The organism is Streptomyces sp. NPDC001544 (assembly GCF_042894285.1).
Taxonomy (GTDB): domain Bacteria; phylum Actinomycetota; class Actinomycetes; order Streptomycetales; family Streptomycetaceae; genus Streptomyces.
In genome coordinates, this window is the sequence record NZ_JBIAVN010000002.1 from 42,263 (window position 1) to 63,141 (window position 20,879).

The following is a 20,879-nucleotide window of genomic DNA, read 5'->3' on the forward strand; positions in this document are numbered from 1 at the left end:
GAGGGACACCCGGTCACCGAGGTCGCGCCGCCCGGGATCGAGCCGCCGTCACATGGCATGCCTCGCCCTCGTCCCGATCCCCACGGGCGCTGTCGGTGGTGCCGGACCCAGGGCGAGCGAAGGGACGTCCCCCGCTCACACGGCGGAAGTCGCAGCAGCCTGCGTCGCCTCCCCCTGGGCACAGAGAAAACCGGCAAGCGCTGCCCGTCTCAACGTTCCCCCGGTACGGGGATGGGCAGCCCGCCGGTTCACACTCACAGTGACGCACAGCGCCATTCGAGCGACAAGGGGCCCGCAATCGCATCACCCGAACGGAGTAGTTGGCGACCGTACGGCCGCACCCCGGCGAGGGCTACGGAAGTCCGACTTCCTGGCTTTGTTCCTGCAAAGCAAGATGAACGCGAATTCCGCACTTCCCCGCGGCTTTCGCCGCGTACATGGCTTGGTCGGCATGGTGCAGGAGCTCCTCGGGCGTCATTCCCGCGGTGGCCACCGCGATGCCGATGGAGGCCGAGACCGCCACACTCGTGCCGCCGATGCGGTAGGGCACGGTCAGGGCGGACAGAATGCGCTCGGCCACCTCCATGGCAGGCGGGGGGCATGTACCCGCCTCCGCCTCCAGCAGAACGGCGAACTCGTCGCCGCCGAGACGCGCGACGGTGTCCGCGTCCCGCACCGAAGTCCGCAACCGCCGGGCGGCGTGGACGAGGAGAGCGTCGCCCGCCGCGTGGCCGAGGGAGTCGTTCACCGACTTGAAGCCGTCCAGGTCGAGGAAGAGCACCGCCGGCGGACGCGTGCCGACGCTTCGCTTCCGCAAGGCGTGCGCGACCCGGTCGGCGAACAGCCCGCGGTTGGCCAGGCCGGTCAACGTGTCATGGTAGGCGAGACGTTCCAGTTGCTCCTGGCGTCTGGTCCGCTCGGTCACGTCACGGCTGCTGAAGATCATGCCCTCGGGGTGGTGGCCGATCGTCGACTCGACGTGACGCCACTGCCCGTCCGCGGCCAGCACCCGGCAGGAGACATAGCGGACCGGCCCGCGGATGCCGGAGCGGGCTTCGCGCAGCAGGTTTTCGATGGCCTGCCGCAGCGGGGGCAGGTCCTGGGGGTGGCAGTACAGGGGCAGCGGGGCCCCCACCAGGTCCTCGGGCCGGTAGCCGAAGACGGTGAGCGCGGCGGGACTGGCATAGCGGACACGGCAGTCCAGGTCCGCGATCGTGATCACGTCGAGCGAGCCGTCGACCAGCGTCCGGTAACGCTCGCCCTGGGCCGCGGCGTCGGAGGTGGCCCGCAGGTGGTCGGCGTGCACGACGGCCTGCCGGACACCGAGCGCGACGAGCACGGAACCGGCCAGCACCATCATGCCGGCGTCCACGCGGCCGCCGGTCAGTGTGTGGGCCGCGAGGGCCAGCGCGCAGACGGCCACCGGGACGAAGGAGGCCACCACCCCGACGACGGGCATCATCCGCTGGTCGACGCCCATCACATCGGCGCCACCGGGCAGCCAGGGCACGGCGGCGACGAGGAACAGACCGGTCATCGCGCAGCTGCCCACGAGGGGGACACCGCACCAGGTGGCCTCGGCGGGGGCCGGCAGGACGCGCACGGCGTCGCTCAGGAAGAGGAGGACGAGGGCCACGGCGGACAGGGTGCCTGCCGTCCGCTCCCGGGGGTGCCGGCCGTACCGCACGGCCACCAGGAGCCCCAGGACGACGATGTCCGTCACCACGCGCGCGAGCCACGGCACGGACCGGGGCACACCCCCGCCTTCGGCCGAGCGGTGCTGCAGGAGCACCCAGCCCAGCGTGATCAGCGAGCCCGCGATCATCCATCCGTCCAGAACGCGCCGGAGCCATGTCGTGACCGTGCCGCTGTCCGCGGCCGCCACCAGCAGGCCGGCGACGCTCAGCCCCAGACAGCCGACGATCCCGGCGGCCGCGAGAAGCTGCACCACGGTCTGGAGCAACCCGGCGGAAGGCAGCCCGGCCGCGGGGAGCCGTTGCGCGAGAAGGTGGTGAAGACCGCCGGCCGCCACCGCGGCGACGAACAGCAACAGGCGCAGGCGCACCCTGCCCGAGGTGGTGCGGGCCCGCACGAAGAGCGAGAGGGCGGCCAGCGCGTAGGCGGCGGGCACTCCCACGCCGGCCGGCAGGGACACGCCTGCCACGACCCCGGCCGCCAGGGCGGCGGCGAGCACGGCGCCCGCACCCGGAACGGACCCGCCTCGCCGCACCCACCGCCGCATCAACGCCACCCCCCAGACCAGACCGTCGAGCGGCAGGCCGGAAAATGCCCGCGACAACTCGGAGGAAAAAAGGGTAGGCCGACATTCCGGTCAACTGGCCTGGACCAGGGATTGGTTCACCTGAAATAACGACAACCGCCACACCCGGGCGAGTAGCGAGGTTGTCAGGCCCGGGCGGCCACCGGCGGGAAGGACCGTGCCCGTGCGGGCGATGAAGGTGGCGTCCTTCGCGAACGCGGTCGCGCCGTCGTTCGCGCCGAAGGCCGCGGAAGCCGTCGTGCCGCCGGTACTTGCCGGAGGCATCGCGACAGGAGAGGGCGTTCGCGTCGGCGAGACCCGCCACGACCGGGAAGGTCGAGGTCCGCTCCTGCCGGAAGGCAGGGGTGCGGCAGGCGCGCGTCGATGATTCCGACGTGGCCGGCTGCCACCTGTGGAAAAGCCGTCTGTTACGCCCCGCGGACGTTACCGTTCGGTAGACGACGTGCTCCCGGAGGTGTCCCGCAATGACGCTCGACCGTGCCGCAGGCCTGGCGGAGTCCGCTCGCGCGCTGGCCGACGGGGAGGTGACCTCCCGCGCCCTCGTCGAGGCGGCCCTGGCACGGATCGAGGCCACCCAGGGTTCGCTCAACGCCTTCCGGATCGTCCGGGCCGAGGCCGCGCTCGCCGAGGCGGACGCCGCGGACCGGGAACTGGCCACCGGGGCCCGGCGTCCGCTGCTCGGGGTGCCCGTCGCGGTGAAGGACGACATGGACGTGGCCGGGGAACCCACCGCGTTCGGCTGCTGTGGCACGTTCCCGCCGGTGCCCGAGGACGGCGAGGCGGTACGGCGGTTGCGCGCGGCGGGGGCGGTGATCGTCGGCAAGACAAACACCTGCGAGTTCGGGCAGTGGCCGTTCACCGAGGGGCCGGCCTTCGGCGAGACCCGCAACCCGTGGAACACGCGGCACACACCGGGCGGCTCCTCCGGTGGTTCGGCCGCCGCCGTGGCCGCCGGGCTGGTCCCGGCCGCGCTCGGCTCCGACGGCGCGGGGTCGGTGCGGATCCCGGCCTCCTGGACCCATCTGATCGGCGTCAAGCCGCAGCGCGGCCGCATCTCCACCTGGCCGCGCGGCGAGTCCTTCCAGGGCATCACGGTCAACGGCACGCTGGCCCGTACGGTCGCCGACGCGGCGCTGCTGCTGGACGCGGCGAGCGGCAACCACCCCCTCGACCCGCACCGCCCGCCCGCCGTCGAGGCCGCCCGGGCGGTCGGGCGCGACCCCGGTCGGCTGCGCGTCGCCCTCGCCCTCAAGCCGCCCTTCACCGCCGTGCCGGCCCGGCTGCGGCCGGAGGTACGGGGCCGGGTCGTGGAACTCGCCGGGAAACTCGCCTCGTTGGGGCACACCGTCGAAGAGGCCGACCCGCCGTACGGGCGGATCGGGCTGACCTTCGTGCCGCGCGCCACGGCCGGCATCGCCGAACGGGTCCGCGAGGCCCCCGAACCGGCGCTGCTGGACCGGCGCACCCACGGCGCCGCCCGCCTGGGCCGGCTGCTCGGCGGGGCCCCGCTGCGGGCGGCCCGGCGCGCCGAAGCGGTCATGCACAGCAGGATCGGGGGGTTCTTCCGGTGCTACGACGTCGTCCTCGCACCGACGACCGCCGCTCCCCCACCCCTGGTCGGCGCGTTCCTCGACCTCGGCGGTCTGGCCACCGACCGGGCCATGATCGCGGCCTGCCCCTACGCCTGGCCGTGGAACGTCCTGGGCTGGCCCGGCGTCAACGTCCCCGCCGGCTTCGTCGGCGGCCTGCCGGTGGGTGCCCAGCTCCTCGGCCCGGCGAACAGCGAGCCGCTGCTGCTCTCCCTCGCCGCTCAACTGGAGGCGGAGCTGCGGTGGTACGACCTGTGGCCGCCGGAGCCGAGCTCGGCCGCCGTCGAGGCGACGTGAGGCAGCCGTCGAGGACCTACCCTGTGGCCATGGACGATGCGTCGATGGTCGGGCTGATGGGGCGGGTCACCGGGACGATCGGGCCCGGGCTGGTCGGCGAGGTGATCGTCCGGGTGCGGGGCGGCGCGGAGCACTTCCTCGCGTACGCGGCCGACGGCAGCAGCCGGATCGAGCCGGGCACGGTGGTGATGGTGGTCGAGCACCTGCCGCCGAGAACGGTGTACGTGGCTCCTGCGTACGACAGTTGAGCATGCTTCACCGCAGGTGAGGGCGGTACGCGTCAAGATTGCAACAAGGATGCGCCAGTGTCTTCTCCCCTGACCTGCCGAGGAGCACACTCCCTTCGTTCGGTGCCGAGAGGGCACCATGCAAAGGGGGCGTATGCCGATGGTTGTCGGCGTCGTTGCGGGGGCGGCGGTCGTCGCCGTTCTCGTGTTGATCGGTCTGTTCAAGATGATGTGGCGGGTCGCCGAGCCGAACGAGGCGCTCATCATCTCCGGTTCCAAACACCGCACCGAGGGCATCGAGGAGGGCATGGGCTTCCGCATCGTCACGGGGCGCGGCACGCTGGTGCTGCCCGGTGTGCAGGCGGTGCGCAAGCTCTCCCTCGATCTGAACGAGACCGAGCTGCAGGTGGACTGCGTGACCCACCAGGGCATCCCGCTGAAGGTGCGGGGCGTGGTCATCTTCAAGGTGGGCGACGACTTCGTGTCGATCGCCAATGCCGCCCGGCGTTTCCTGGACCAGCAGAAGCTGATGTCGGAGCGGGTGCACAACGTCTTCGCCGGTCATCTGCGGTCCATCGTGGGCGGGTTGACGGTGGAGGACATGATCCGTGACCGGGAGAAGCTGACCGGGCAGACCCGGGCGGCCTGCGGTACGGAGATGGAGAAGCTCGGCCTGATCGTCGATTCGCTGCAGATCCACGAGATCGAGGACCCGACCGGGTACATCCAGAACCTGGCGATGCCGCACGCGGCGGCCGTCCAGCGGGACGCGCGCATCGCGCAGGCGGAGGCGAACCGTCTCGCCACCGAGGCGGAGCAGCAGTCGTTCGCCCGGATGGCGGAGGCCACCCGGGACAGCGAGATCCTCCAGGCCGGTTACCAGGCCGAGCGGGACAAGGCGGCGGCCAGGTCCCGGCAGGCCGGTCCGCTCGAGGACGCGGCCGCCCGGCAGGAGGTCGTCGTCCAGGAGACGCGGGTCGCCGAACTCGAGGCGCACCGGCGCGAGCAGCAGCTCCAGGCCGATGTCCGCAAGCCCGCCGACGCCAAGGCCTACGAGAAGCGCACGCTGGCCGAGGCGGAGCGCGACGCCCGTATCTCGGCGGCGCAGGCCAAGGCGAAGGAGACGGAGCTGGCGGCGGCGGCCGAGGCGACCCGGGTCAAGACGGCCGCGGGCGCCGAGGCCGAGGCGACGAAGTCCCGGGGTGCGGCCACCGCGGCGGCGACCCGGGCCACCGGTGAGGCCGAGGCGGCGGCCGCTCAGGCCAGGGGTCTGGCCGAGGCCGAGGCGGCCAAGGCCAAGGGCCTGGCGGAGGCGGAGGCGATCAAGGCCCGCGCCGCCGCCCTCGCCGAGAACCAGGAGGCGGTCGTCGCCCAGCAACTCGCCGAGAACTGGCCGGAGATCGTCCAGGCCGGTGCGTCGGCCTTCGGCAACGTCGACAACATGGTGCTGCTCAACGGCGCCGACGGGATGGCCGAGTTGTTCGCGAAGGCGCTCACCATGGGTGGCACGGGCCTCGGTCTGGCCCGTCAGCTGCTCACCTCGATGAACCACAACGGGCAGGGCCCGGTCGGCACTTCGCCTCTGAACGGGGTGGTGACGCCGCCTCCGGCGCAGAAGGTGCCGGTGGAGGACGACGGGAGGTAGTCCCGGGGACCGGGCGGGGCGGCGCACGCGGTCAGCGTGCGTCGCCCTCGTCGTTCAGGCGCCTGAGCAGGGTCAGCAAAGTGGCCCGGTCCGCCTCCGGCAGGGCGGAGAAGCAGTCGGCGAGCACCTCGTCGGCGACCCGGTGGCCCGCCGCCAGGACCTGTTCGCCCGCGGGTGTGAGGTGGTGCTCGATGCGCCGGCCGTGGCCCGGCCGGCGCTCGACGAGATCCTGGGCGGCCAGCCGGGTCATGAGCGCCCCGAACGCCTGCTCGGTCTGGAAGGTGGCCGCCGCCAGCTCGCGCGCGGACGCACCGGGCGAGCGGCCGATCGCGCGCAGGGCGTCCCACTGGGCGAGGGTGGTGCCGACGGCGGTGAGGGCGCTGTCGAGGGCCCGGTGCTGCCGGTACTGGGCCTGTTTCACCGCCCGGCCGAGAACTTGCAGGTCATCACGCATGAACCGAGCCTAACGCATGACTAAGCTAGCTTATATAAAGATCTTTAGTTAGACTCCCTGCATGCTGACCGATCAGATCGCCCATGTGTACGCCGACCTGCCCCTCACCCTCTTTGAAGCCGGCACCGGCCGACCGGTGCTCGTCCTGCACGGCGGCGGGGGCCGGGCCACGGTCGCCGGACTCGCCGACCGGCTGTCCGCGACCGCGCACGTCCTCACACCGGTGCACCCCGGCTGGGACGGCACCCACCGTCCCGACTGGCTGACCGGCGTCGACGACCTGGCCCTCGCGTATCTGCACCTGCTGCACGACCGGGGCCTGGCGGACGTCCTGGTCGTCGGGTCCTCGCTCGGCGGCTGGATCGCCGCCGAGATGGCCGTGCGCGACACGGCCGGTCTGATCACCGGCCTGGTCCTCATCAACGCGGTCGGCGTGCACGTCCCTTCGGAACCGGTCACGGACTTCTTCGCGCTCGACGCCCGCGCCGCCGCGGAGCACTCCTGGCACGACCCCGACCGCTTCCACGTGGACCCGGCCGGCCTCCCCGCCGAAGAACTCGCCCGCCGCCAGGGCAACATGGCCACCATGCGCATCCTCGCCGGGGACCCGTACATGCACGACCCCAAGCTTCTGCGCCGCCTCGCCCGCGTGCCGCAGCCCGCCCTGCTGCTGTGGGGCGAGAGCGACCGCATCGCCACCCCCGCGTACGGGGCGGCCTATGCCTCCGCCTTCGCGCGGGGGCGGTTCGAACTCGTTCCCGAAGCCGGCCATCTCCCCCAGCTCGAACGGCCGGACGCCACCTTCGCCCTGGTCGAGGACCATCTGCGCCGGACCGGTCAACGGGCCTCGGACGACACCCCGTAAGGTGCCACGCGTGACAGCCTTCGCCGAAGAGAACGTCCCCGGCCGCCACGGCCCCCGCGCCACCACCGAGGCCGACCCCCGCGAGGTGGGCCCGGTGCGCACCGAGTACTCCCCCGCGCACGACGGCGACCCGGACCCCGGGGAGATCGTGTGGACCTGGGTGCCCTTCGAGGAGAACGACGGGCGGGGCAAGGACCGCCCGGTGCTCGTGGTCGCCCGCGAGGCGTCGGGCACGTTCCTCGCCGTGCAGCTGTCCAGCAAGCGGCATGACGACGACCGCGAGTGGGTGGCGATCGGCAGCGGCCCCTGGGACCGCTCGGGGCGTGACTCCTGGGTCGACGTGGACCGCGTCCTACGACTCCACGAGGAGGGCATGCGCCGTGAGGCGTGCGCGCTGGACCGCGGCCGGTTCAACCTGGTCAGGAACCGGCTGCACGAGCGCTACGGCTGGAGCTGACGCTCCGGGAAGGCCTGCTCGAAGGCCTCGCGCACCACGGCCCCCGGTGTGCGGTCCAGGATCCCGAACACGACGTGCTCGAAGGTTCCCGCGAACCGCCCGCCCGGGCCGAGCAGTGCGCGGAAGGCGCCCGCGACCTGCGCCGGATCGTTCTGGAAGACTCCGCAGCCCCAGGCGCCCAGCACCAGCCGCCGGTACCGGTGCGCCGCGGCGGTCTCCAGCACCCGCTCGGCGCGCGCCGACAGGGCGGACGGCAGCTCGGACGCGCGCTCCGGGACCGTGCGCCGGACCACTCCCGCGTTCGGGGCCGGCGAGGTCAGGAACCCCGCCGTGTACGGCTCGTCCAGCAGGCGGCCGTGGTCGTCGCGGAAGACGGGCACGGCGGGTGAGTGGATGACACGGTCCGTGTAGAACGGGTCGCGGTGGGCGCGATGGTGGTCGTAGTACTCCGGGGCCCGCAGCAGGCACGTGTACAGGGCGGAGGCGCGGCACAGGGCCTCCTCCTGGGCCTGGGCGCCGTTCAGGTACCCGCCGCCCGGATTGCGGGCCGAGGCGAAGTTCAGGACGGCGGCCGGTCCCGCGAGCCGGCGGGCGGCCTCCAGGCTGCTCTCACCGGTGACCTCGAAGACCGTGCCGGCCCCCGGGGCCCCGCCGGCCTCGGGGGCCGCCGGTACCGGCACCGGGCCGGGGCCGTACATCCGCGTGCCGGCCCGCGCGGCCTCGATCGCCGCGGCGAGCGGCACCTCGTGCCCGCCGGGCGCGCGGTAGGCCCCCGCCGCCACGATCTCCTCGGTCTCTCGCGCGATGCCGCGCAGGCGCGCGCTCATGGCGCCACCCCCGTCGGCGCCATGGCCGCGGCCCGCGCGGCCTCCCCCGTCGTGCTCATGAACGCATCGTGAGCGATGCTGGTCCTGCGGTGCAACAGAGTTTCCCAGCCGTGGAAAGAGAGGTTCCGGCACATCGTTGCCCCGATTTGCACCCTTGTGCGAATCGGCGAGAAGGTCTTGGGTGGAACGGACGATGCCGACCCGGCCGACCCGGGCCAGGTCGGCGACATGGTGGAATCTCAGGAGGATCCCGACATGTCCGATACATCTGGTACCGGTTCGGCCGGCGATTGCGGCGACTGTACGGAGCACCGCACCGCCGTCACCGAACCCGAGGTGGAGGCCCTGGTCAGGGGCATCTGCTTCAAGACCGGACCGCCCCGCACGCTCGGGGTCGAAGTGGAATGGCTCGTGCACGAGCTGCGGACACCGCAGCGCCCGGTGACGCCCGAACGACTGGAAGCGGCCTACGCCGCACTGCGCACCGTCCCCCTGGGGTCGGCGCTCACCGTGGAACCCGGCGGCCAGCTGGAACTGAGCTCGCCGCCCGCCGCCTCCCTCATGGAGTGCATAGGCACCGTATCCGCCGACCTGGACGCCGTCCGCGCGGTCCTGGCCGAGGACGGCCTCGGCCTCGTCGGCGTCGGTCACGATCCCTGGCACGAGCCCCGCAGGTTCCTGCGTCAGCCCCGCTACGACGCCATGGAGGCCTGCCTCGACCGCACGGGTGCGGCCGGCCGGCACATGATGTGCGCCTCGGCCTCCGTCCAGGTGTGCGTCGACGCCGGGCACGAGGAGCCCGGCCCGCTGGGTCATGAGCGGCGCTGGTGGCTGGCGCACCAGCTGGGCGCGGTCCTGGTGGCCGCGTTCGCCAACTCCCCGCTGGCCGCCGGGCAGCCGACGGGCTGGCTGTCCACCCGCCAGCTGATGTGGATGGAGATCGGTGCGGGCCGGGCCGGCGCGCCCCCGCCGGACGGGGATCCTCGTACCGCCTGGGCCCGGCACGTGCTGGACGCCCCGGTGATGTGCGTACGGCTCGACGGCGCCCCCTGGGAGGTGCCCGACGGGCTCACCTTCCGGGACTGGATCCGCAAGGGGGAACCCCGGCCGCCGACCCGGGCGGATCTCGACTACCACCTCACCACCCTGTTCCCGCCGGTCAGACCGCGCGGGCACCTGGAGCTGCGCATGATCGACGCGCAGCCCGGCGACGACGGGTGGATCGTTCCGCTCGCGGTGACGGCCGCGCTCTTCGACGACCCCGAGGCCGCGGAGAGCGCGTACCGGGCCGTGAAACCCCTGGCCGAGCGGGCCCTCGCGCTGCCCGCCCCGCACAACCCGCTGTGGTCCGACGCGGCCCGGTACGGGCCGGCCGACCCCGAGCTGCGGGAGGCCGCCGTCGCCTGCTTCACGGCGGCGCTGGAGGCACTCCCCCGGCTCGGCGCCACCACCGGAGTCACGGACGCCGTCGCGACGTACCTCGACCGCTATGTCGTCCGGGGCCGCTGCCCCGCCGACGACCTGCTGGACAGCCTGCGCGGCACGGCCGCCCGCACCCACGGGAAGGACATCCGCCCATGACCGCCCCCGACCTCGACCTCGAGGCCGTCCGCGAACGCGCGCTGGCCTCCCTGACCACGGCACGCGACCGGACCGCCCTGCTGACCGGCTGTGTCGACGAGCCCGACCTCACCACCCAGCACTCGCCGCTGATGTCCCCGCTGGTGTGGGACCTCGCCCACATCGGCAACCAGGAGGAGCTGTGGCTGCTGCGGACGGTCGGCGGCCGCGAGCCGATGCGGCCCGAGATCGACGGCCTGTACGACGCCTTCGAGCACCCGCGTGCCGAACGTCCCAAACTGCCGCTGCTGCCGCCCACGGAGGCGCGTGACTACGTGGCGGAGGTGCGTGGGCGGGCCCTCGATCTGCTGGAGAGCACCACGCTGCACGGCACCCGGCTGACGGAGGCGGGCTTCGCCTTCGGCATGATCGCCCAGCACGAACAGCAGCACGACGAGACGATGCTGATCACTCATCAGCTCCGCAAGGGCCCGCAGGCCCTGACCGCTCCCGACCCGGACCCGGCCCCCCTGTTCACCGGACCGGCCGAAGTCCTCGTGCCCGGCGGCCCGTTCACCATGGGCACCTCCACCGAGCCCTGGGCGCTGGACAACGAACGCCCCGCGCACCAGGCCGAGGTGGCGCCCTTCCGTATCGACACCACGCCGGTGACCAACGCCGCGTACCAGGCGTTCATCGAGGACGGCGGCTACGACACCGAGCGCTGGTGGACACCCGAGGGCTGGGCGCACATACAGGCCCACCGCATCGGGGCACCGCAGTTCTGGCGCCGTGACGGCGGCCAGTGGCTCAGGCGCCGGTTCGGGGTCACCGAGGTGGTCCCGCCCGACGAGCCGGTGCTGCACGTGTGCTGGTACGAGGCCGACGCCTACGCCCGCTGGGCCGGGCGCCGGCTGCCCACCGAGGCCGAGTGGGAGAAGGCGGCCCGGTACGACCCCGCGACCGGGCGCTCCCGGCGCTATCCGTGGGGCGACGCCGACCCGGGGCCCGAGCACGCCAACCTGGGCCAGCGCCATCTGCGCCCGGCCCCGGCGGGCAGCTATCCGGCGGGCGAGTCGCCGCTCGGCGTACGGCAGTTGATCGGCGACGTGTGGGAGTGGACGGCGAGCGACTTCCTGCCGTACCCGGGGTTCACCGCGTTCCCGTACAAGGAGTACTCGCAGGTGTTCTTCGGACCGGAGTACAAGGTGCTGCGCGGCGGCTCGTTCGCCGTGGATCCGGTGGCCTGCCGGGGCACGTTCCGCAACTGGGACTATCCGATCCGGCGGCAGATCTTCTCCGGTTTCCGCACCGCCCGCTCGGAGGACGTCTGATGTGCCGCCACCTGGCGTACGTGGGTCCGCCCGAGCCGCCGGCCCGGCTGATCACGGAGCCTCCGCACGGGCTGTACCGCCAGTCGTGGGCGCCGCGGCGCCAGCGGTACGGCACGGTCAACGCCGACGGTTTCGGCGTCGGCTGGTACGCCCCGGACGACCCGGTGCCGGCCCGCTACCGGCGGGCCGGGCCGATCTGGGCGGACCAGTCCTTCGCCGATCTGGCCCGGGTGGTCCGCACGAGCGCGCTGCTCGCGGCGGTGCGCGACGCCACGCTGGCGGGCGCGGACGCGGAGGCCGCGGCGGCACCGTTCGCGGCGGGCCGCTGGCTGTTCAGCCACAACGGCGCGCTCAAGGGCTGGCCGCACTCCGTGGCGCCCCTCGCCGCCGCGCTGCCCCCGGTCGATCTGCTGTCCCTGGAGGCGCGCACCGACTCGGCGTTCGTCTGGGCGCTGGTGCTGCACCGGCTGCACTCCGGCGAGGATCCGGGCCGAGCCATGGGCGAAACGGTTCTCCAGGTCGCGGAGGCGACCCCCGCCTCCCGGCTCAACCTGCTGCTCACCGACGGCGAGACCGTCACGGCCACCGCCTGGGGCGACACCCTCTGGTACCTCGCGGAGCCCGGCCGTGCCGTGGTGGCCTCCGAGCCCTACGACGACGACCCGCGCTGGCACGAGGTCCCCGACCGCACCCTGCTCTCGGCCGACCGCGCCGGCGTCCGGCTGACCCCACTGAAGGACCTGGTCCCCGTAGCACCTCCGAAGGAGCCCTGCACGTGAGTCCCCTGCACGTCACCCGCACCCTCCCCGAGGACGCGACGGACGCCGCGCTGCGCGCCGACGTCCAGCACGGCCTCACCGCCGATCCCAAGACGCTGCCGCCGAAGTGGTTCTACGACGCCCGGGGCAGCGAGCTGTTCGAGCGGATCACCGAACTGCCCGAGTACTACCCGACCCGTGCCGAACGGGAGATCCTGACCGGCCGCTCCGGCGAGATCGCCGCCGCGACCGGGGCACGCACCCTGGTGGAGCTGGGCTCCGGCTCCTCGGAGAAGACCCGGTACCTGATCGACGCGCTCACGGAGCTGCGTGTCTACGTCCCGGTCGACGTCAGCGAGAGCGCGCTGACCCAGGCCGGCCAGGCCCTGGTCGAGGAGCGGCCGGGGCTCGACGTGCACGCCCTGATCGCGGACTTCACCGCCGCGCTCACCCTCCCGGACACCCCCGGCCCCCGGCTGGTGGCGTTCCTGGGGGGCACCCTGGGCAATCTGCTGCCCGCCGAACGCGCCGCGTTCCTCGCCTCGGTGCGGGCACTGCTCTCGCCGGGCGACGCCCTGCTGCTGGGCACCGACCTGGTCAAGGACGAGGGGGTGCTCGTCCGGGCGTACGACGACGCGGCCGGGGTGACGGCCGAGTTCAACAAGAACGTGCTGTCCGTCGTCAACCGTGAACTGGGCGCCGACTTCGATCCCGGGGCCTTCGAGCACGTGGCGCTGTGGGACGCGGGGAAGGAGTGGATCGAGATGCGGCTGCGCTCCCGCGCGGCGCAGACCGTGAAGATTCCCGCGCTGGACCTCGCGGTCGACTTCGCGGCGGGCGAGGAATTGCGCACCGAGGTGTCGGCGAAGTTCCGGCGGGACGGCATCACCGCCGAACTGGCTTCTGCCGGACTTGAGCTGACCGACTGGTGGACGGACTCCCAGGGGCGCTTCGCGCTGTCGCTGAGCACGGCCCGATGAGTGGAGGGGGCCCGTGCGCGGGCCCCCTCGACGCCTCGCGCTCCGTCGTCGCATACGGCACGGTGGAGTGACGCGTGACACACCCGTCACGGTGGAGAGGAGCATTCCATGTCTGACCACGTCTACCGGGTCACCGAGATCGTCGGCAGCTCCCCCGAGGGTGTCGACCAGGCCATCCGCAACGGCATCGCGCGTGCCGGCCGGACCCTGCGCAACCTGGACTGGTTCGAGGTGACGCAGGTCAGGGGCGCGATCTCGGACGGCGAGATCGAGCACTGGCAGGTCGGGCTGAAGGTCGGCTTCCGTCTGGAGGACGAGGACTGACCGGTCCGGTCTCCTCAGGTCCGGCCCTCCCGTTCCTGGGCGTCCGTCAGTGCCGCCGACCGCTCGGCCCAGCGGGCCCGTAGGACGCGGAACCCGGCCCGCTCGGCGTCCGCGCACACCACCTCGTCGTCGTCCACGAGGACCCGCACCTCCCGGTCGCGGGCCAGGCGGCGCAGGATCTCCAGCTTGCTGTACCGGGCGGGTCTGCGGTCGGCGTCGCGCCGCATGAAGACCCGCCCCTGCGGCAGGCCCTGCGCGGAGAGCCAGTCCAGCGTGTCGCGCCGGCAGCGCTCGGGCCGCCCGGTGAGATAGACGATCTCGCATTCCTCGGCGCTCGCCCGGGCCAGCGCCACGCCCTCGTCCAGCGGCGGGTCCGCGGACGCGGCGGCGAAGAAGGCGTCCCAGTCCCGCGGTTTCGCCTCCAGGAACCGCTGCCGGTGCGCGGTGTCGGCAAGGGTGTTGTCGAGGTCGAACACGGCGATCGGGCGTTCGCTGCTCTCTGTCACACGCCCACCGTAGGCCTCGGCGAAGGCCTGAGGCCTCCAGCGCCGTCCTCCCGCGCCCCGGCCCGTCCCTGGTTCCGTCCCGGGCCCGTCCCGCACCGTCGTCGTCTGCCGCGGCTGCTACTGGGGCAACCCGGGAAAGCACCCCGGTACCGACCGCGCCGGCCAGTTGCGGCGGCTGCGGGACGCGGCGGCCGAGGACGGGTTCGCGGTGCGTACGACCGACTGTCTCGGGCCCTGCGACCGGGCCGACGTACTGGTCGTGCGACCGTCCGCCGAGGGACCGCGGGCCGGTGACCGGCCGGCGTGGGGCGGGTTCGCGACGGACGACGACTGCCCCTCGGAGGTCGCGCAGTGGGCCGCTGCCGGCGGGACCGGAGACGCCGAGCCGTCGCTCGCGCCGGAGTTGCGGTTCGTCCGGGCGCCGCGCGGGGCCGGGTGCGGCGGTGGGTCCAGGGACGTGCGTACCGGTCGCCGGACACGCCCGCCCCCGCCGAACGCGCGTCCGCGCGGCGTGCTCGCCCGAGTGGCCCAATATCGGTGGCTCACGGGAGGCCGAGCGGTGTGAGCGATGTGACGCTGGTGGAAGGGATGACCGGCGTGACAGGAGACAGGATGGTGGACGGTACCGCTCGGAGCGGATGTGCTGCGCTCGCATCACGTGACGAGGCGCTCCAGCGGCTGCGCACGGTCGCCGACGCCGTGCTCTACGAGGGCTACCTCCTCTATCCGTATCGCCGGTCGTCCCCCAAGAACCGGGTGCGCTGGCAGTTCGGCGTCCTCACCCCGCGGGAGTGGGCCGAGCGGGACGGGCCGGTCGCGCCGGGTGTCTCCGGCTCGGTGGACTCCTGGTACCAGCAGACCGAGTGTCTGCTGCGGGCGTCCGGCGACGCCCGGCTGCGGGTGACGGTGCGTTATCTGCAACTGCAGCGCAAGCAGGTGGAGCGGTCCACCGGTGACGGTGGTCACCGGCCGGTGGAGGAACTCCAGGTGGGAGCCGACGTCCATCTGACCTTCGACGAGGCGGTGCCCCGCGAGGCGGAGATCGACGTACCGCTGTCCCACCTCCTGCGGGGCGCCCACCGTACGACTGTGGGGTCGCCCGGCGGTGCGGGGACGGAACGGCTCACCGGCGGGGCGGGCCGGGTGGTCCGCCGCCGTGACCCGGTGCACGCGGTGACGACGGTCCGGGCCGAACGGCTCCGGGACGACGGCGACGGCACCGCGCTCTACCGGCTGCGGGTGCGCACCGAGAACACGGGGTCCATGCCCGACGCCACGGTGCCGCGTACCCAGGCCCTGCGGCACGCGCTCATGGCCACCCACACGCTGATCGGCGGCGACGGTGTGGAGTTCCGGTCCCTGATCAACCCGTCCGAGGCCGACGAACGGTACGCACGCGAGTGCCGGAACGTGCACACGTTCCCCGTCCTCGGCGGCGAACCGGGCCGCGGGGACGTGGTCCTGTCCGCGCCGATCCTTCTGCCGGACCACCCCCAGGTGGCCCCGGAGAGCCCGGGCGACCTGCACGACGCCGCCGAGATCGACGAGATCCTCAGTCTGCGCACACTGCTGCTGACGGACGAGGAGAAGCGCGAGGCCCGGGCCACCGACCAGCGGGCCGCGGACATCCTGGACCGGGTCGAGTCCATGCCGCCGGAGATGTTCGCCCGCCTGCACGGCGCGATCCGCTCCCTGAAGCCGGTGACCGGCGCCGCGGCGACCGCCCAGGCCTCCCCCGGCACCCCCGACGCCCTGCCGGGCCCGCCACCGGCCGCCGCCCCCCGCGGACCGGCCCCCTGGTGGCAGGAGGGCGGTGACGAGGGCCTGTCGCCGACGACCGACAGTGTCCTGGTGGACGGGGTGTCCGTGGCGGCCGGCAGTGCCGTGCGGCTGCGGCCTGCCGGGCGGGGGGCCGACGCCCAGGACATGTTCCTGGCCGGCCGGACGGCGCGGGTGGCGGCGGTCTTCCATGACGTGGACGGCAGTCTGCACCTGGCCGTCACGCTCGACGACGACCCGGCGGCGGAGCTCAACACCTGGTACGGCCGGTACCTCTACTTCCGCCCCCACGAGCTGGAGCCGCTGACCACCGCCGCTCACGAGGGAGCGCCGCATGGACGCCCTTGAGCTGCTCGTCCACGACCACCGCAGGGTGGAGCAACTGTTCCGCGACTACCGCTGCGCCGCCTCCGACCGGCAGCGGAGGGGCGTCGTCGAACTGCTCGTGCGGGAACTGTCCCGGCACGCCGCCCTGGAGGAGATGTACGTCTACCCGCTGGCGAAGCAGGTCCTCGCCGACGGCGGACGCGAGATCGACGAGCACCTCGGCGAGCACATGGCGGTCAAGGAGACGCTGCTCGCCCTGGACCGGCTCGACGAAGGGGACCAGCGCACCGACGAACTCGTCGCCGGGCTGCGGCGCGAGATCGAGGAACACGTACGCGAGGAGGAGGACGTGCTCATGCCCCGGCTGCGCGCGGCCGTCTCCCAGCAGGAACTCGACGACCTCGGGCGGCTGTTGGCGAAGGCCGCACAGGGCGCGCCGACCCGCCCCCACCCCCATGCGCCGGACCGACCACCCGCGCTCACCTTCGCCGGGCCCATGGCCGCGGCGTACGACCGACTCAGGGACCGATTGCAGCGGAGGCCCAGGACATGACCACCCAAAGCGGCACCACCGAAGTGAGCCAGGACACCAGCCGGTCCGAAGCGCGCGAGGGCTTCGACGAGATCACCATCCTGTGGATCTCCGAGGGCATGAGCTGCGACGGCGACACCGTCTCGATGACGGCCGCCGGCCAGCCCTCCATCGAGGACGTGGTACTGGGTCTGATCCCGGGCCTGCCGAAGGTGAACCTGGTCAACAAGGTGCTGTCCCCGAGTCTGGGCGGCGAGGACTTCCTCGCCCCGTACCGGGCGGCGGCGAGCGGTGAGCTGGGCACTCCGTTCATCCTCGTCATCGAGGGGTCGATCCCCAACCAGAACATCATCAAGGGCGACGGCTACTGGACGTCGTTCGGCAACGACCTGGAGACCGGCGAGCCACTCACCCTGAACTGGTGGATCGACCAACTCGCCCAGAAGGCCTGGGCCGTGGTGGCCGTCGGCACCTGCGCCACGTACGGCGGCATCCACGCGATGGCCGGCAACCCCACCGGCAGCATGGGCCTCGCCGACTACCTCGGCTGGGACTTCAAGTCGCAGGGCGGCCTGCCGGTGGTCAACGTGCCCGGCTGTCCCATCCAGCCGGAGAACTTCATGGAGACCCTGGTCTGGGTGCTCTACCACGCGGCCGGCTCCGCTCCCCCGCCCCCGCTGGACCACATGCTGCGTCCGCAGTGGCTGTTCGGGAAGACCGTGCACGAGGGCTGCGACCGCGGCTCGTACTACGAGCAGGCCAGCTTCGCCCGCGACTACAACTCCCCCAAGTGCCTGGTGAAGACCGGCTGCTGGGGCCCGGTCGTCAACTGCAACGTGCCCAAGCGCGGCTGGATGGCCGGGATCGGCGGCTGCCCCAACGTCGGCGGCATCTGCATCGGCTGCACGATGCCGGGCTTCCCCGACGCGTTCATGCCGTTCATGGACGAGCCGCCCGGCGGAACCCTGTCGTCGCTGGTCATCAAGCCGTACGGGGCGGTCGTGCGACGGCTGCGCGGTCTGACCAACGACATCGTGAACCAAGAGCCCAAGTGGCGTCACAACAAGCGCAAGCTGACCAGCGGTTACGACCCGCACTGGCGCGCCTGACGCGGCACCCCGGGGGGAGGGGGGATCCACCACTCACCGGCAAACCCAACAGCAAGGGGCAGCAAGTCAGATGACGACAACCGAGGCCCGGTCCACGGGGCGCAAGCCCGCCCAGCTCGTGGACATGTCCTGGGATCCGATCACCCGGATCATCGGCAACCTGGGCATCTACACGAAGATCGACTTCGCCAACCGGGAAGTCGTCGAATGCCACAGCACCTCGTCGCTGTTCCGCGGCTACTCGGTGTTCATGAAGGGCAAGGACCCGCGCGACGCCGGCTTCATCACCTCGCGCATCTGCGGGATCTGCGGCGACAACCACACCACCTGCTCGAACTACGCCCAGCAGATGGCGTACGGCGTCAAACCGCCGCGGCTGGCCGACTACATCACCAACCTCGGTGAAGCGGCCGAGTACATGTTCGACCACACGATCTTCCAGGACAACCTGGTGTTCGTGGACTTCTGCGAGGCCATGGTCAAGGCCACCAACCCCGGTCTGCTGGCCCGTGCCGAGCGCACCGACGCGCCCCGCGGCGAGATCCACGGCTACCGGACCATCGCCGACATCATGAAGGCCTTCAACCCCTTCGAGGGCGAGGTCTACAAGGAGGCGCTGAAGGTCAGCCGGGTGACCCGGGAGATGTTCTGCCTGATGGAGGGGCGGCACGTCCACCCGTCGACGCTGTACCCCGGTGGTGTCGGCACGATGCCGCAGCCGACCACCTTCACCGACTACCTCAGCCGGCTGATGCACGTCATCGACTTCGTGAAGAAGGCCGTCGCCATGAACGACGACGTCTTCGACTTCTTCTACGAGGCGCTGCCCGGCTACGAGGAGGTCGGCAAGCGGCGCATCCTGCTGGGCTGCTGGGGCGCGTGGCAGGACCCGGACGTCGTCGACTACCGCTACGAGACGATGAACGAGTGGGGCAAGGCGATGTACGTCACCCCGGGCGTCATCGTCGACGGGAAGCTGGTCACCAACAACCTCATCGACATCAACCTCGGCATCCGCATCATGCTGGGCAGCTCCTACTACGAGGACTGGGTCAACGAGCAGCCGTTCGTCACCCGCGACCCGCTGGGCAACCCGGTCGACATGCGCCACCCGTGGAACCAGACCACCGTCCCGGTGCCGCAGAAACGCGACTTCGCCGACAAGTACAGCTGGGTGATGAGCCCGCGCTGGTTCGACAAGAGGACCGGCGACCACCTCGCCCTGGACACCGGCGGCGGTCCGCTCGCCCGGCTGTGGTCGACCGCGCTGAGCGGTCTGGTGGACACCCCGTACATCAAGGCCACCGGCCACAGTGTGCGGATCTCGCTGCCCAAGGGCGAGAGCCTGCCGGAGACCACGCTGGAGTGGCACATCCCCAAGTGGAGCAACACCATCGAACGGGACCGCGCCCGGCCGTACTTCATCGCCTACGCCGCCGCCATGGCCCTGCAGTTCGTGGAGGAGGCCATGGGGCTGATCCGGGCCGGCGACACCAAGGTCTTCGAGAACTTCGAGGTGCCGGACGAGGCGATCGGCTGCGGCTTCCACGAGGCGGTGCGCGGTGTCCTCTCCCACCACCTGGTGATCAAGGACAAGAAGATCGCCAACTACCACCCGTACCCGCCCACCCCGTGGAACGCCAGCCCGCGGGACATCTACGGCACCCCCGGCCCGTACGAGGACGCCGTGCAGGGCCAGCCGATCTTCGAGGAGAACGGACCGGACGACTTCAAGGGCGTCGACATCATGCGCACCGTGCGCAGCTTCGACCCCTGTCTGCCGTGCGGTGTGCACATGTACGTGGGCAAGGGGAAGACCCTGACCACGCTGCATTCGCCGACGTACGGAGCCGCCGCCCATGGCTGACGGCACCCGCCTCGACGAGGCGTCGCTGACCGCGCGGCTGGCCCGCCTGGACGGTCTGCTGGAGCGCCTGGAGGGCACCCCGGGCCCGACCGCCCGGGAGGGCGTCGAGGCGGTACGGGCGCTCACCGAGGTCTACGGCGAGGCCCTGGCCAGGATCCTGGACCGCGCGGACGCCGCGCTGGCCGGGGCGCTGGCCGAGGACGAGCTGCTGGGCCATCTGATGGTGCTGCACGGCGTCCATCCGGAGCCGGTGCAGGCCCGGGTGACCCGGGCCGTGGAGCGGATCGCCGCGGAGCTGCGCGAACGGGGCGGCGACCTGGAACTGGCCGGCATCGAGGACGCGGTGGTCCGGGTCCGTCTGGCGGTCAAGGGCTGCGGCTCGTCGTCCGCGGGGGTCCTGGAGGCGGTCCGGGAGGCGGTGCTCGGGGTGGCGCCCGAGCTGCAGGCGGTGGAGCAGGTGCAGGACGCGCCCGCCCCCGCGTTCGTACCGCTGGACACGCTGACCCACCGGGTCCGGCAGCCGCAGGGGGCACCGTGACCGGCGGTGCGCTGGCCCGGGTCATCCGTTCGGCCGCCGAGCGGCGGACGGCCGCCGAGGAGCTGTGCGACCTGTGCGCGGCTCCGGTGCCGGACGAGCACCGCCACCTCCACGACGGCACGCGGGAGGAGGTGCTGTGCGCCTGCCGGCCCTGCGCGCTGCTGTTCACCGAGGGCGACGAGAGCGACGGGCGCTACCGGCTGATCCCGCTGCGCCGGCTCCGGCTGCCCCCGGTGGACACCGGGCCGCTGGGCGTGCCCGTCGGACTGGCCTTCTTCGTCCCCCGGGCGGACGGCACGGTCCTCGCGCACTACCCGAGCCCGGCGGGCGCCACCCGCTGGGAGGTGGACGCGGAGGCCTGGCGGAAGGTCGTCGCCGGTTGTCCGCAGCTGGCGACCCTGGTGCCCGAGGTGGAGGCACTGCTGGTGAACACCGCCCGGGGCCTCGCCCACCACTGGATCGTGCCGGTCGACGACTGCTTCCGCGTCGTCGGGGTGGTACGCCAGGAGTGGCGGGGAATGTCCGGTGGAGAGACGATTTGGCCGGCACTGGAACGGTTCTTCGCAGAGCTGGCCGCCACGCGGCCGGGGACACCGGCCGCACGACCGTGAGGAGGTCACCCC

21 protein-coding genes are annotated in these 20,879 nt (G+C 72.5%); 16 read left to right on the forward strand and 5 right to left on the reverse strand.

The annotated features are described in order from the left end of the window. Positions 1 to 352 precede the first annotated feature (352 nt). Both ACFY0F_RS05525 and ACFY0F_RS05530 read right to left on the reverse strand, forming a co-directional pair. On the reverse strand, positions 353 to 2,299 hold the full coding sequence (locus tag ACFY0F_RS05525; RefSeq protein ID WP_388789351.1) for a diguanylate cyclase domain-containing protein: 1,947 nt from the start codon (positions 2,297 to 2,299) through the stop codon (positions 353 to 355). A gap of 33 nt (positions 2,300 to 2,332) precedes the next feature. After that, positions 2,333 to 2,545 (reverse strand): hypothetical protein, encoded by a 213-nt coding sequence (locus tag ACFY0F_RS05530; protein WP_388789354.1) that lies wholly within the window; start codon positions 2,543 to 2,545, stop codon positions 2,333 to 2,335. Positions 2,546 to 2,745: 200 nt separating this feature from the next. Between ACFY0F_RS05530 and ACFY0F_RS05535 the strand changes: the two genes are divergently transcribed. From ACFY0F_RS05535 to ACFY0F_RS05545, 3 genes are all read left to right on the forward strand, one after another. Continuing rightward, complete coding sequence (locus tag ACFY0F_RS05535) at positions 2,746 to 4,167, forward strand: amidase (RefSeq protein WP_388789357.1); 1,422 nt, start codon at positions 2,746 to 2,748, stop codon at positions 4,165 to 4,167. 29 nt (positions 4,168 to 4,196) lie between these two features. Next, entirely contained in the window at positions 4,197 to 4,415 is a 219-nt protein-coding gene (locus ACFY0F_RS05540) for a hypothetical protein (RefSeq protein WP_388789360.1), read from the forward strand. 133 nt (positions 4,416 to 4,548) lie between these two features. Then, positions 4,549 to 6,039, forward strand: a complete 1,491-nt coding sequence (locus tag ACFY0F_RS05545; protein ID WP_388789363.1) for a flotillin family protein — start codon at positions 4,549 to 4,551, stop codon at positions 6,037 to 6,039. A gap of 31 nt (positions 6,040 to 6,070) precedes the next feature. Here the strand turns inward: ACFY0F_RS05545 and ACFY0F_RS05550 are convergent, their stop codons facing one another. Next, positions 6,071 to 6,493 (reverse strand): MarR family winged helix-turn-helix transcriptional regulator, encoded by a 423-nt coding sequence (locus tag ACFY0F_RS05550; protein WP_388789366.1) that lies wholly within the window; start codon positions 6,491 to 6,493, stop codon positions 6,071 to 6,073. Between the two features lie 61 nt (positions 6,494 to 6,554). Here ACFY0F_RS05550 and ACFY0F_RS05555 point away from each other — a divergent pair, with 61 nt between their 5' ends. Further along, on the forward strand, positions 6,555 to 7,358 hold the full coding sequence (locus ACFY0F_RS05555) for an alpha/beta fold hydrolase (RefSeq protein ID WP_388789369.1): 804 nt from the start codon (positions 6,555 to 6,557) through the stop codon (positions 7,356 to 7,358). 10 nt (positions 7,359 to 7,368) lie between these two features. Beyond that, positions 7,369 to 7,815 carry a type II toxin-antitoxin system PemK/MazF family toxin gene (locus tag ACFY0F_RS05560; protein WP_388789372.1) on the forward strand — a complete coding sequence of 149 codons (447 nt, stop codon included), beginning with the start codon at positions 7,369 to 7,371 and terminating at the stop codon, positions 7,813 to 7,815. Here ACFY0F_RS05560 and ACFY0F_RS05565 read toward each other — a convergent pair. After that, positions 7,800 to 8,642, reverse strand: a complete 843-nt coding sequence (locus ACFY0F_RS05565; protein ID WP_388789375.1) for a TIGR02452 family protein — start codon at positions 8,640 to 8,642, stop codon at positions 7,800 to 7,802. The two genes, ACFY0F_RS05560 and ACFY0F_RS05565, sit on opposite strands and share 16 nt — an antisense overlap. 255 nt (positions 8,643 to 8,897) lie before the next feature. Here ACFY0F_RS05565 and egtA point away from each other — a divergent pair, with 255 nt between their 5' ends. The 5 genes from egtA (at position 8,898) to ACFY0F_RS05590 (ending at position 13,598) form a co-directional block, all read left to right on the forward strand. Beyond that, complete coding sequence (egtA, locus tag ACFY0F_RS05570) at positions 8,898 to 10,223, forward strand: ergothioneine biosynthesis glutamate--cysteine ligase EgtA (protein ID WP_388789377.1); 1,326 nt, start codon at positions 8,898 to 8,900, stop codon at positions 10,221 to 10,223. Further along, positions 10,220 to 11,536 carry an ergothioneine biosynthesis protein EgtB gene (egtB, locus tag ACFY0F_RS05575; RefSeq protein ID WP_388789379.1) on the forward strand — a complete coding sequence of 439 codons (1,317 nt, stop codon included), beginning with the start codon at positions 10,220 to 10,222 and terminating at the stop codon, positions 11,534 to 11,536. Before egtA ends, egtB begins: the two co-directional genes overlap by 4 nt. After that, positions 11,536 to 12,315 (forward strand): ergothioneine biosynthesis protein EgtC, encoded by a 780-nt coding sequence (gene egtC / locus ACFY0F_RS05580; protein WP_388789382.1) that lies wholly within the window; start codon positions 11,536 to 11,538, stop codon positions 12,313 to 12,315. The genes egtB and egtC overlap by 1 nt, the downstream gene beginning before the upstream one ends. Continuing rightward, positions 12,312 to 13,274, forward strand: a complete 963-nt coding sequence (gene egtD, locus ACFY0F_RS05585; RefSeq protein ID WP_388789385.1) for an L-histidine N(alpha)-methyltransferase — start codon at positions 12,312 to 12,314, stop codon at positions 13,272 to 13,274. The genes egtC and egtD overlap by 4 nt, the downstream gene beginning before the upstream one ends. A 108-nt stretch (positions 13,275 to 13,382) precedes the next feature. Continuing rightward, positions 13,383 to 13,598 (forward strand): dodecin, encoded by a 216-nt coding sequence (locus ACFY0F_RS05590; RefSeq protein WP_388789388.1) that lies wholly within the window; start codon positions 13,383 to 13,385, stop codon positions 13,596 to 13,598. 14 nt (positions 13,599 to 13,612) lie between these two features. Here ACFY0F_RS05590 and ACFY0F_RS05595 read toward each other — a convergent pair whose 3' ends face one another. After that, on the reverse strand, positions 13,613 to 14,104 hold the full coding sequence (locus ACFY0F_RS05595; protein WP_388789391.1) for an HAD family acid phosphatase: 492 nt from the start codon (positions 14,102 to 14,104) through the stop codon (positions 13,613 to 13,615). Positions 14,105 to 14,716: 612 nt separating this feature from the next. Here ACFY0F_RS05595 and ACFY0F_RS05600 point away from each other — a divergent pair. The 6 genes from ACFY0F_RS05600 to ACFY0F_RS05625 all read left to right on the forward strand — a co-directional run bounded on the left by ACFY0F_RS05600 (position 14,717) and on the right by ACFY0F_RS05625 (position 20,867). Further along, positions 14,717 to 16,231 carry a hypothetical protein gene (locus tag ACFY0F_RS05600; RefSeq protein ID WP_388789393.1) on the forward strand — a complete coding sequence of 505 codons (1,515 nt, stop codon included), beginning with the start codon at positions 14,717 to 14,719 and terminating at the stop codon, positions 16,229 to 16,231. Further along, entirely contained in the window at positions 16,218 to 16,763 is a 546-nt protein-coding gene (locus ACFY0F_RS05605) for a hemerythrin domain-containing protein (protein ID WP_388789396.1), read from the forward strand. The genes ACFY0F_RS05600 and ACFY0F_RS05605 overlap by 14 nt, the downstream gene beginning before the upstream one ends. Continuing rightward, positions 16,760 to 17,851 (forward strand): hydrogenase expression protein HypE, encoded by a 1,092-nt coding sequence (locus ACFY0F_RS05610; RefSeq protein WP_388789399.1) that lies wholly within the window; start codon positions 16,760 to 16,762, stop codon positions 17,849 to 17,851. Before ACFY0F_RS05605 ends, ACFY0F_RS05610 begins: the two co-directional genes overlap by 4 nt. 70 nt (positions 17,852 to 17,921) lie before the next feature. After that, positions 17,922 to 19,718 (forward strand): nickel-dependent hydrogenase large subunit, encoded by a 1,797-nt coding sequence (locus tag ACFY0F_RS05615; RefSeq protein ID WP_388789402.1) that lies wholly within the window; start codon positions 17,922 to 17,924, stop codon positions 19,716 to 19,718. Further along, positions 19,711 to 20,256, forward strand: coding sequence for a NifU family protein (locus tag ACFY0F_RS05620; RefSeq protein ID WP_388789404.1), 546 nt, complete (start codon positions 19,711 to 19,713; stop codon positions 20,254 to 20,256). The genes ACFY0F_RS05615 and ACFY0F_RS05620 overlap by 8 nt, the downstream gene beginning before the upstream one ends. Beyond that, positions 20,253 to 20,867 (forward strand): DUF5947 family protein, encoded by a 615-nt coding sequence (locus tag ACFY0F_RS05625; protein ID WP_388789407.1) that lies wholly within the window; start codon positions 20,253 to 20,255, stop codon positions 20,865 to 20,867. Before ACFY0F_RS05620 ends, ACFY0F_RS05625 begins: the two co-directional genes overlap by 4 nt. Positions 20,868 to 20,879: the final 12 nt, after the last annotated feature.

Bases quoted from the DNA above. Each gene is read 5' to 3' on its own strand.
- ACFY0F_RS05530 (WP_388789354.1), bottom strand. From the start codon at position 2,545: ATGCCTCCGGCAAGTACCGGCGGCACGACGGCTTCCGCGGCCTTCGGC.
- ACFY0F_RS05535 (WP_388789357.1), top strand. From the start codon at position 2,746: ATGACGCTCGACCGTGCCGCAGGCCTGGCGGAGTCCGCTCGCGCGCTG.
- ACFY0F_RS05540 (WP_388789360.1), top strand. From the start codon at position 4,197: ATGGACGATGCGTCGATGGTCGGGCTGATGGGGCGGGTCACCGGGACG.
- ACFY0F_RS05545 (WP_388789363.1), top strand. From the start codon at position 4,549: ATGCCGATGGTTGTCGGCGTCGTTGCGGGGGCGGCGGTCGTCGCCGTT.
- ACFY0F_RS05550 (WP_388789366.1), bottom strand. From the start codon at position 6,493: ATGCGTGATGACCTGCAAGTTCTCGGCCGGGCGGTGAAACAGGCCCAG.
- ACFY0F_RS05555 (WP_388789369.1), top strand. From the start codon at position 6,555: ATGCTGACCGATCAGATCGCCCATGTGTACGCCGACCTGCCCCTCACC.
- ACFY0F_RS05565 (WP_388789375.1), bottom strand. From the start codon at position 8,642: ATGAGCGCGCGCCTGCGCGGCATCGCGCGAGAGACCGAGGAGATCGTG.
- egtA (WP_388789377.1), top strand. From the start codon at position 8,898: ATGTCCGATACATCTGGTACCGGTTCGGCCGGCGATTGCGGCGACTGT.
- egtB (WP_388789379.1), top strand. From the start codon at position 10,220: ATGACCGCCCCCGACCTCGACCTCGAGGCCGTCCGCGAACGCGCGCTG.
- egtC (WP_388789382.1), top strand. From the start codon at position 11,536: ATGTGCCGCCACCTGGCGTACGTGGGTCCGCCCGAGCCGCCGGCCCGG.
- ACFY0F_RS05590 (WP_388789388.1), top strand. From the start codon at position 13,383: ATGTCTGACCACGTCTACCGGGTCACCGAGATCGTCGGCAGCTCCCCC.
- ACFY0F_RS05600 (WP_388789393.1), top strand. From the start codon at position 14,717: ATGGTGGACGGTACCGCTCGGAGCGGATGTGCTGCGCTCGCATCACGT.
- ACFY0F_RS05605 (WP_388789396.1), top strand. From the start codon at position 16,218: ATGGACGCCCTTGAGCTGCTCGTCCACGACCACCGCAGGGTGGAGCAA.
- ACFY0F_RS05610 (WP_388789399.1), top strand. From the start codon at position 16,760: ATGACCACCCAAAGCGGCACCACCGAAGTGAGCCAGGACACCAGCCGG.
- ACFY0F_RS05615 (WP_388789402.1), top strand. From the start codon at position 17,922: ATGACGACAACCGAGGCCCGGTCCACGGGGCGCAAGCCCGCCCAGCTC.
- ACFY0F_RS05620 (WP_388789404.1), top strand. From the start codon at position 19,711: ATGGCTGACGGCACCCGCCTCGACGAGGCGTCGCTGACCGCGCGGCTG.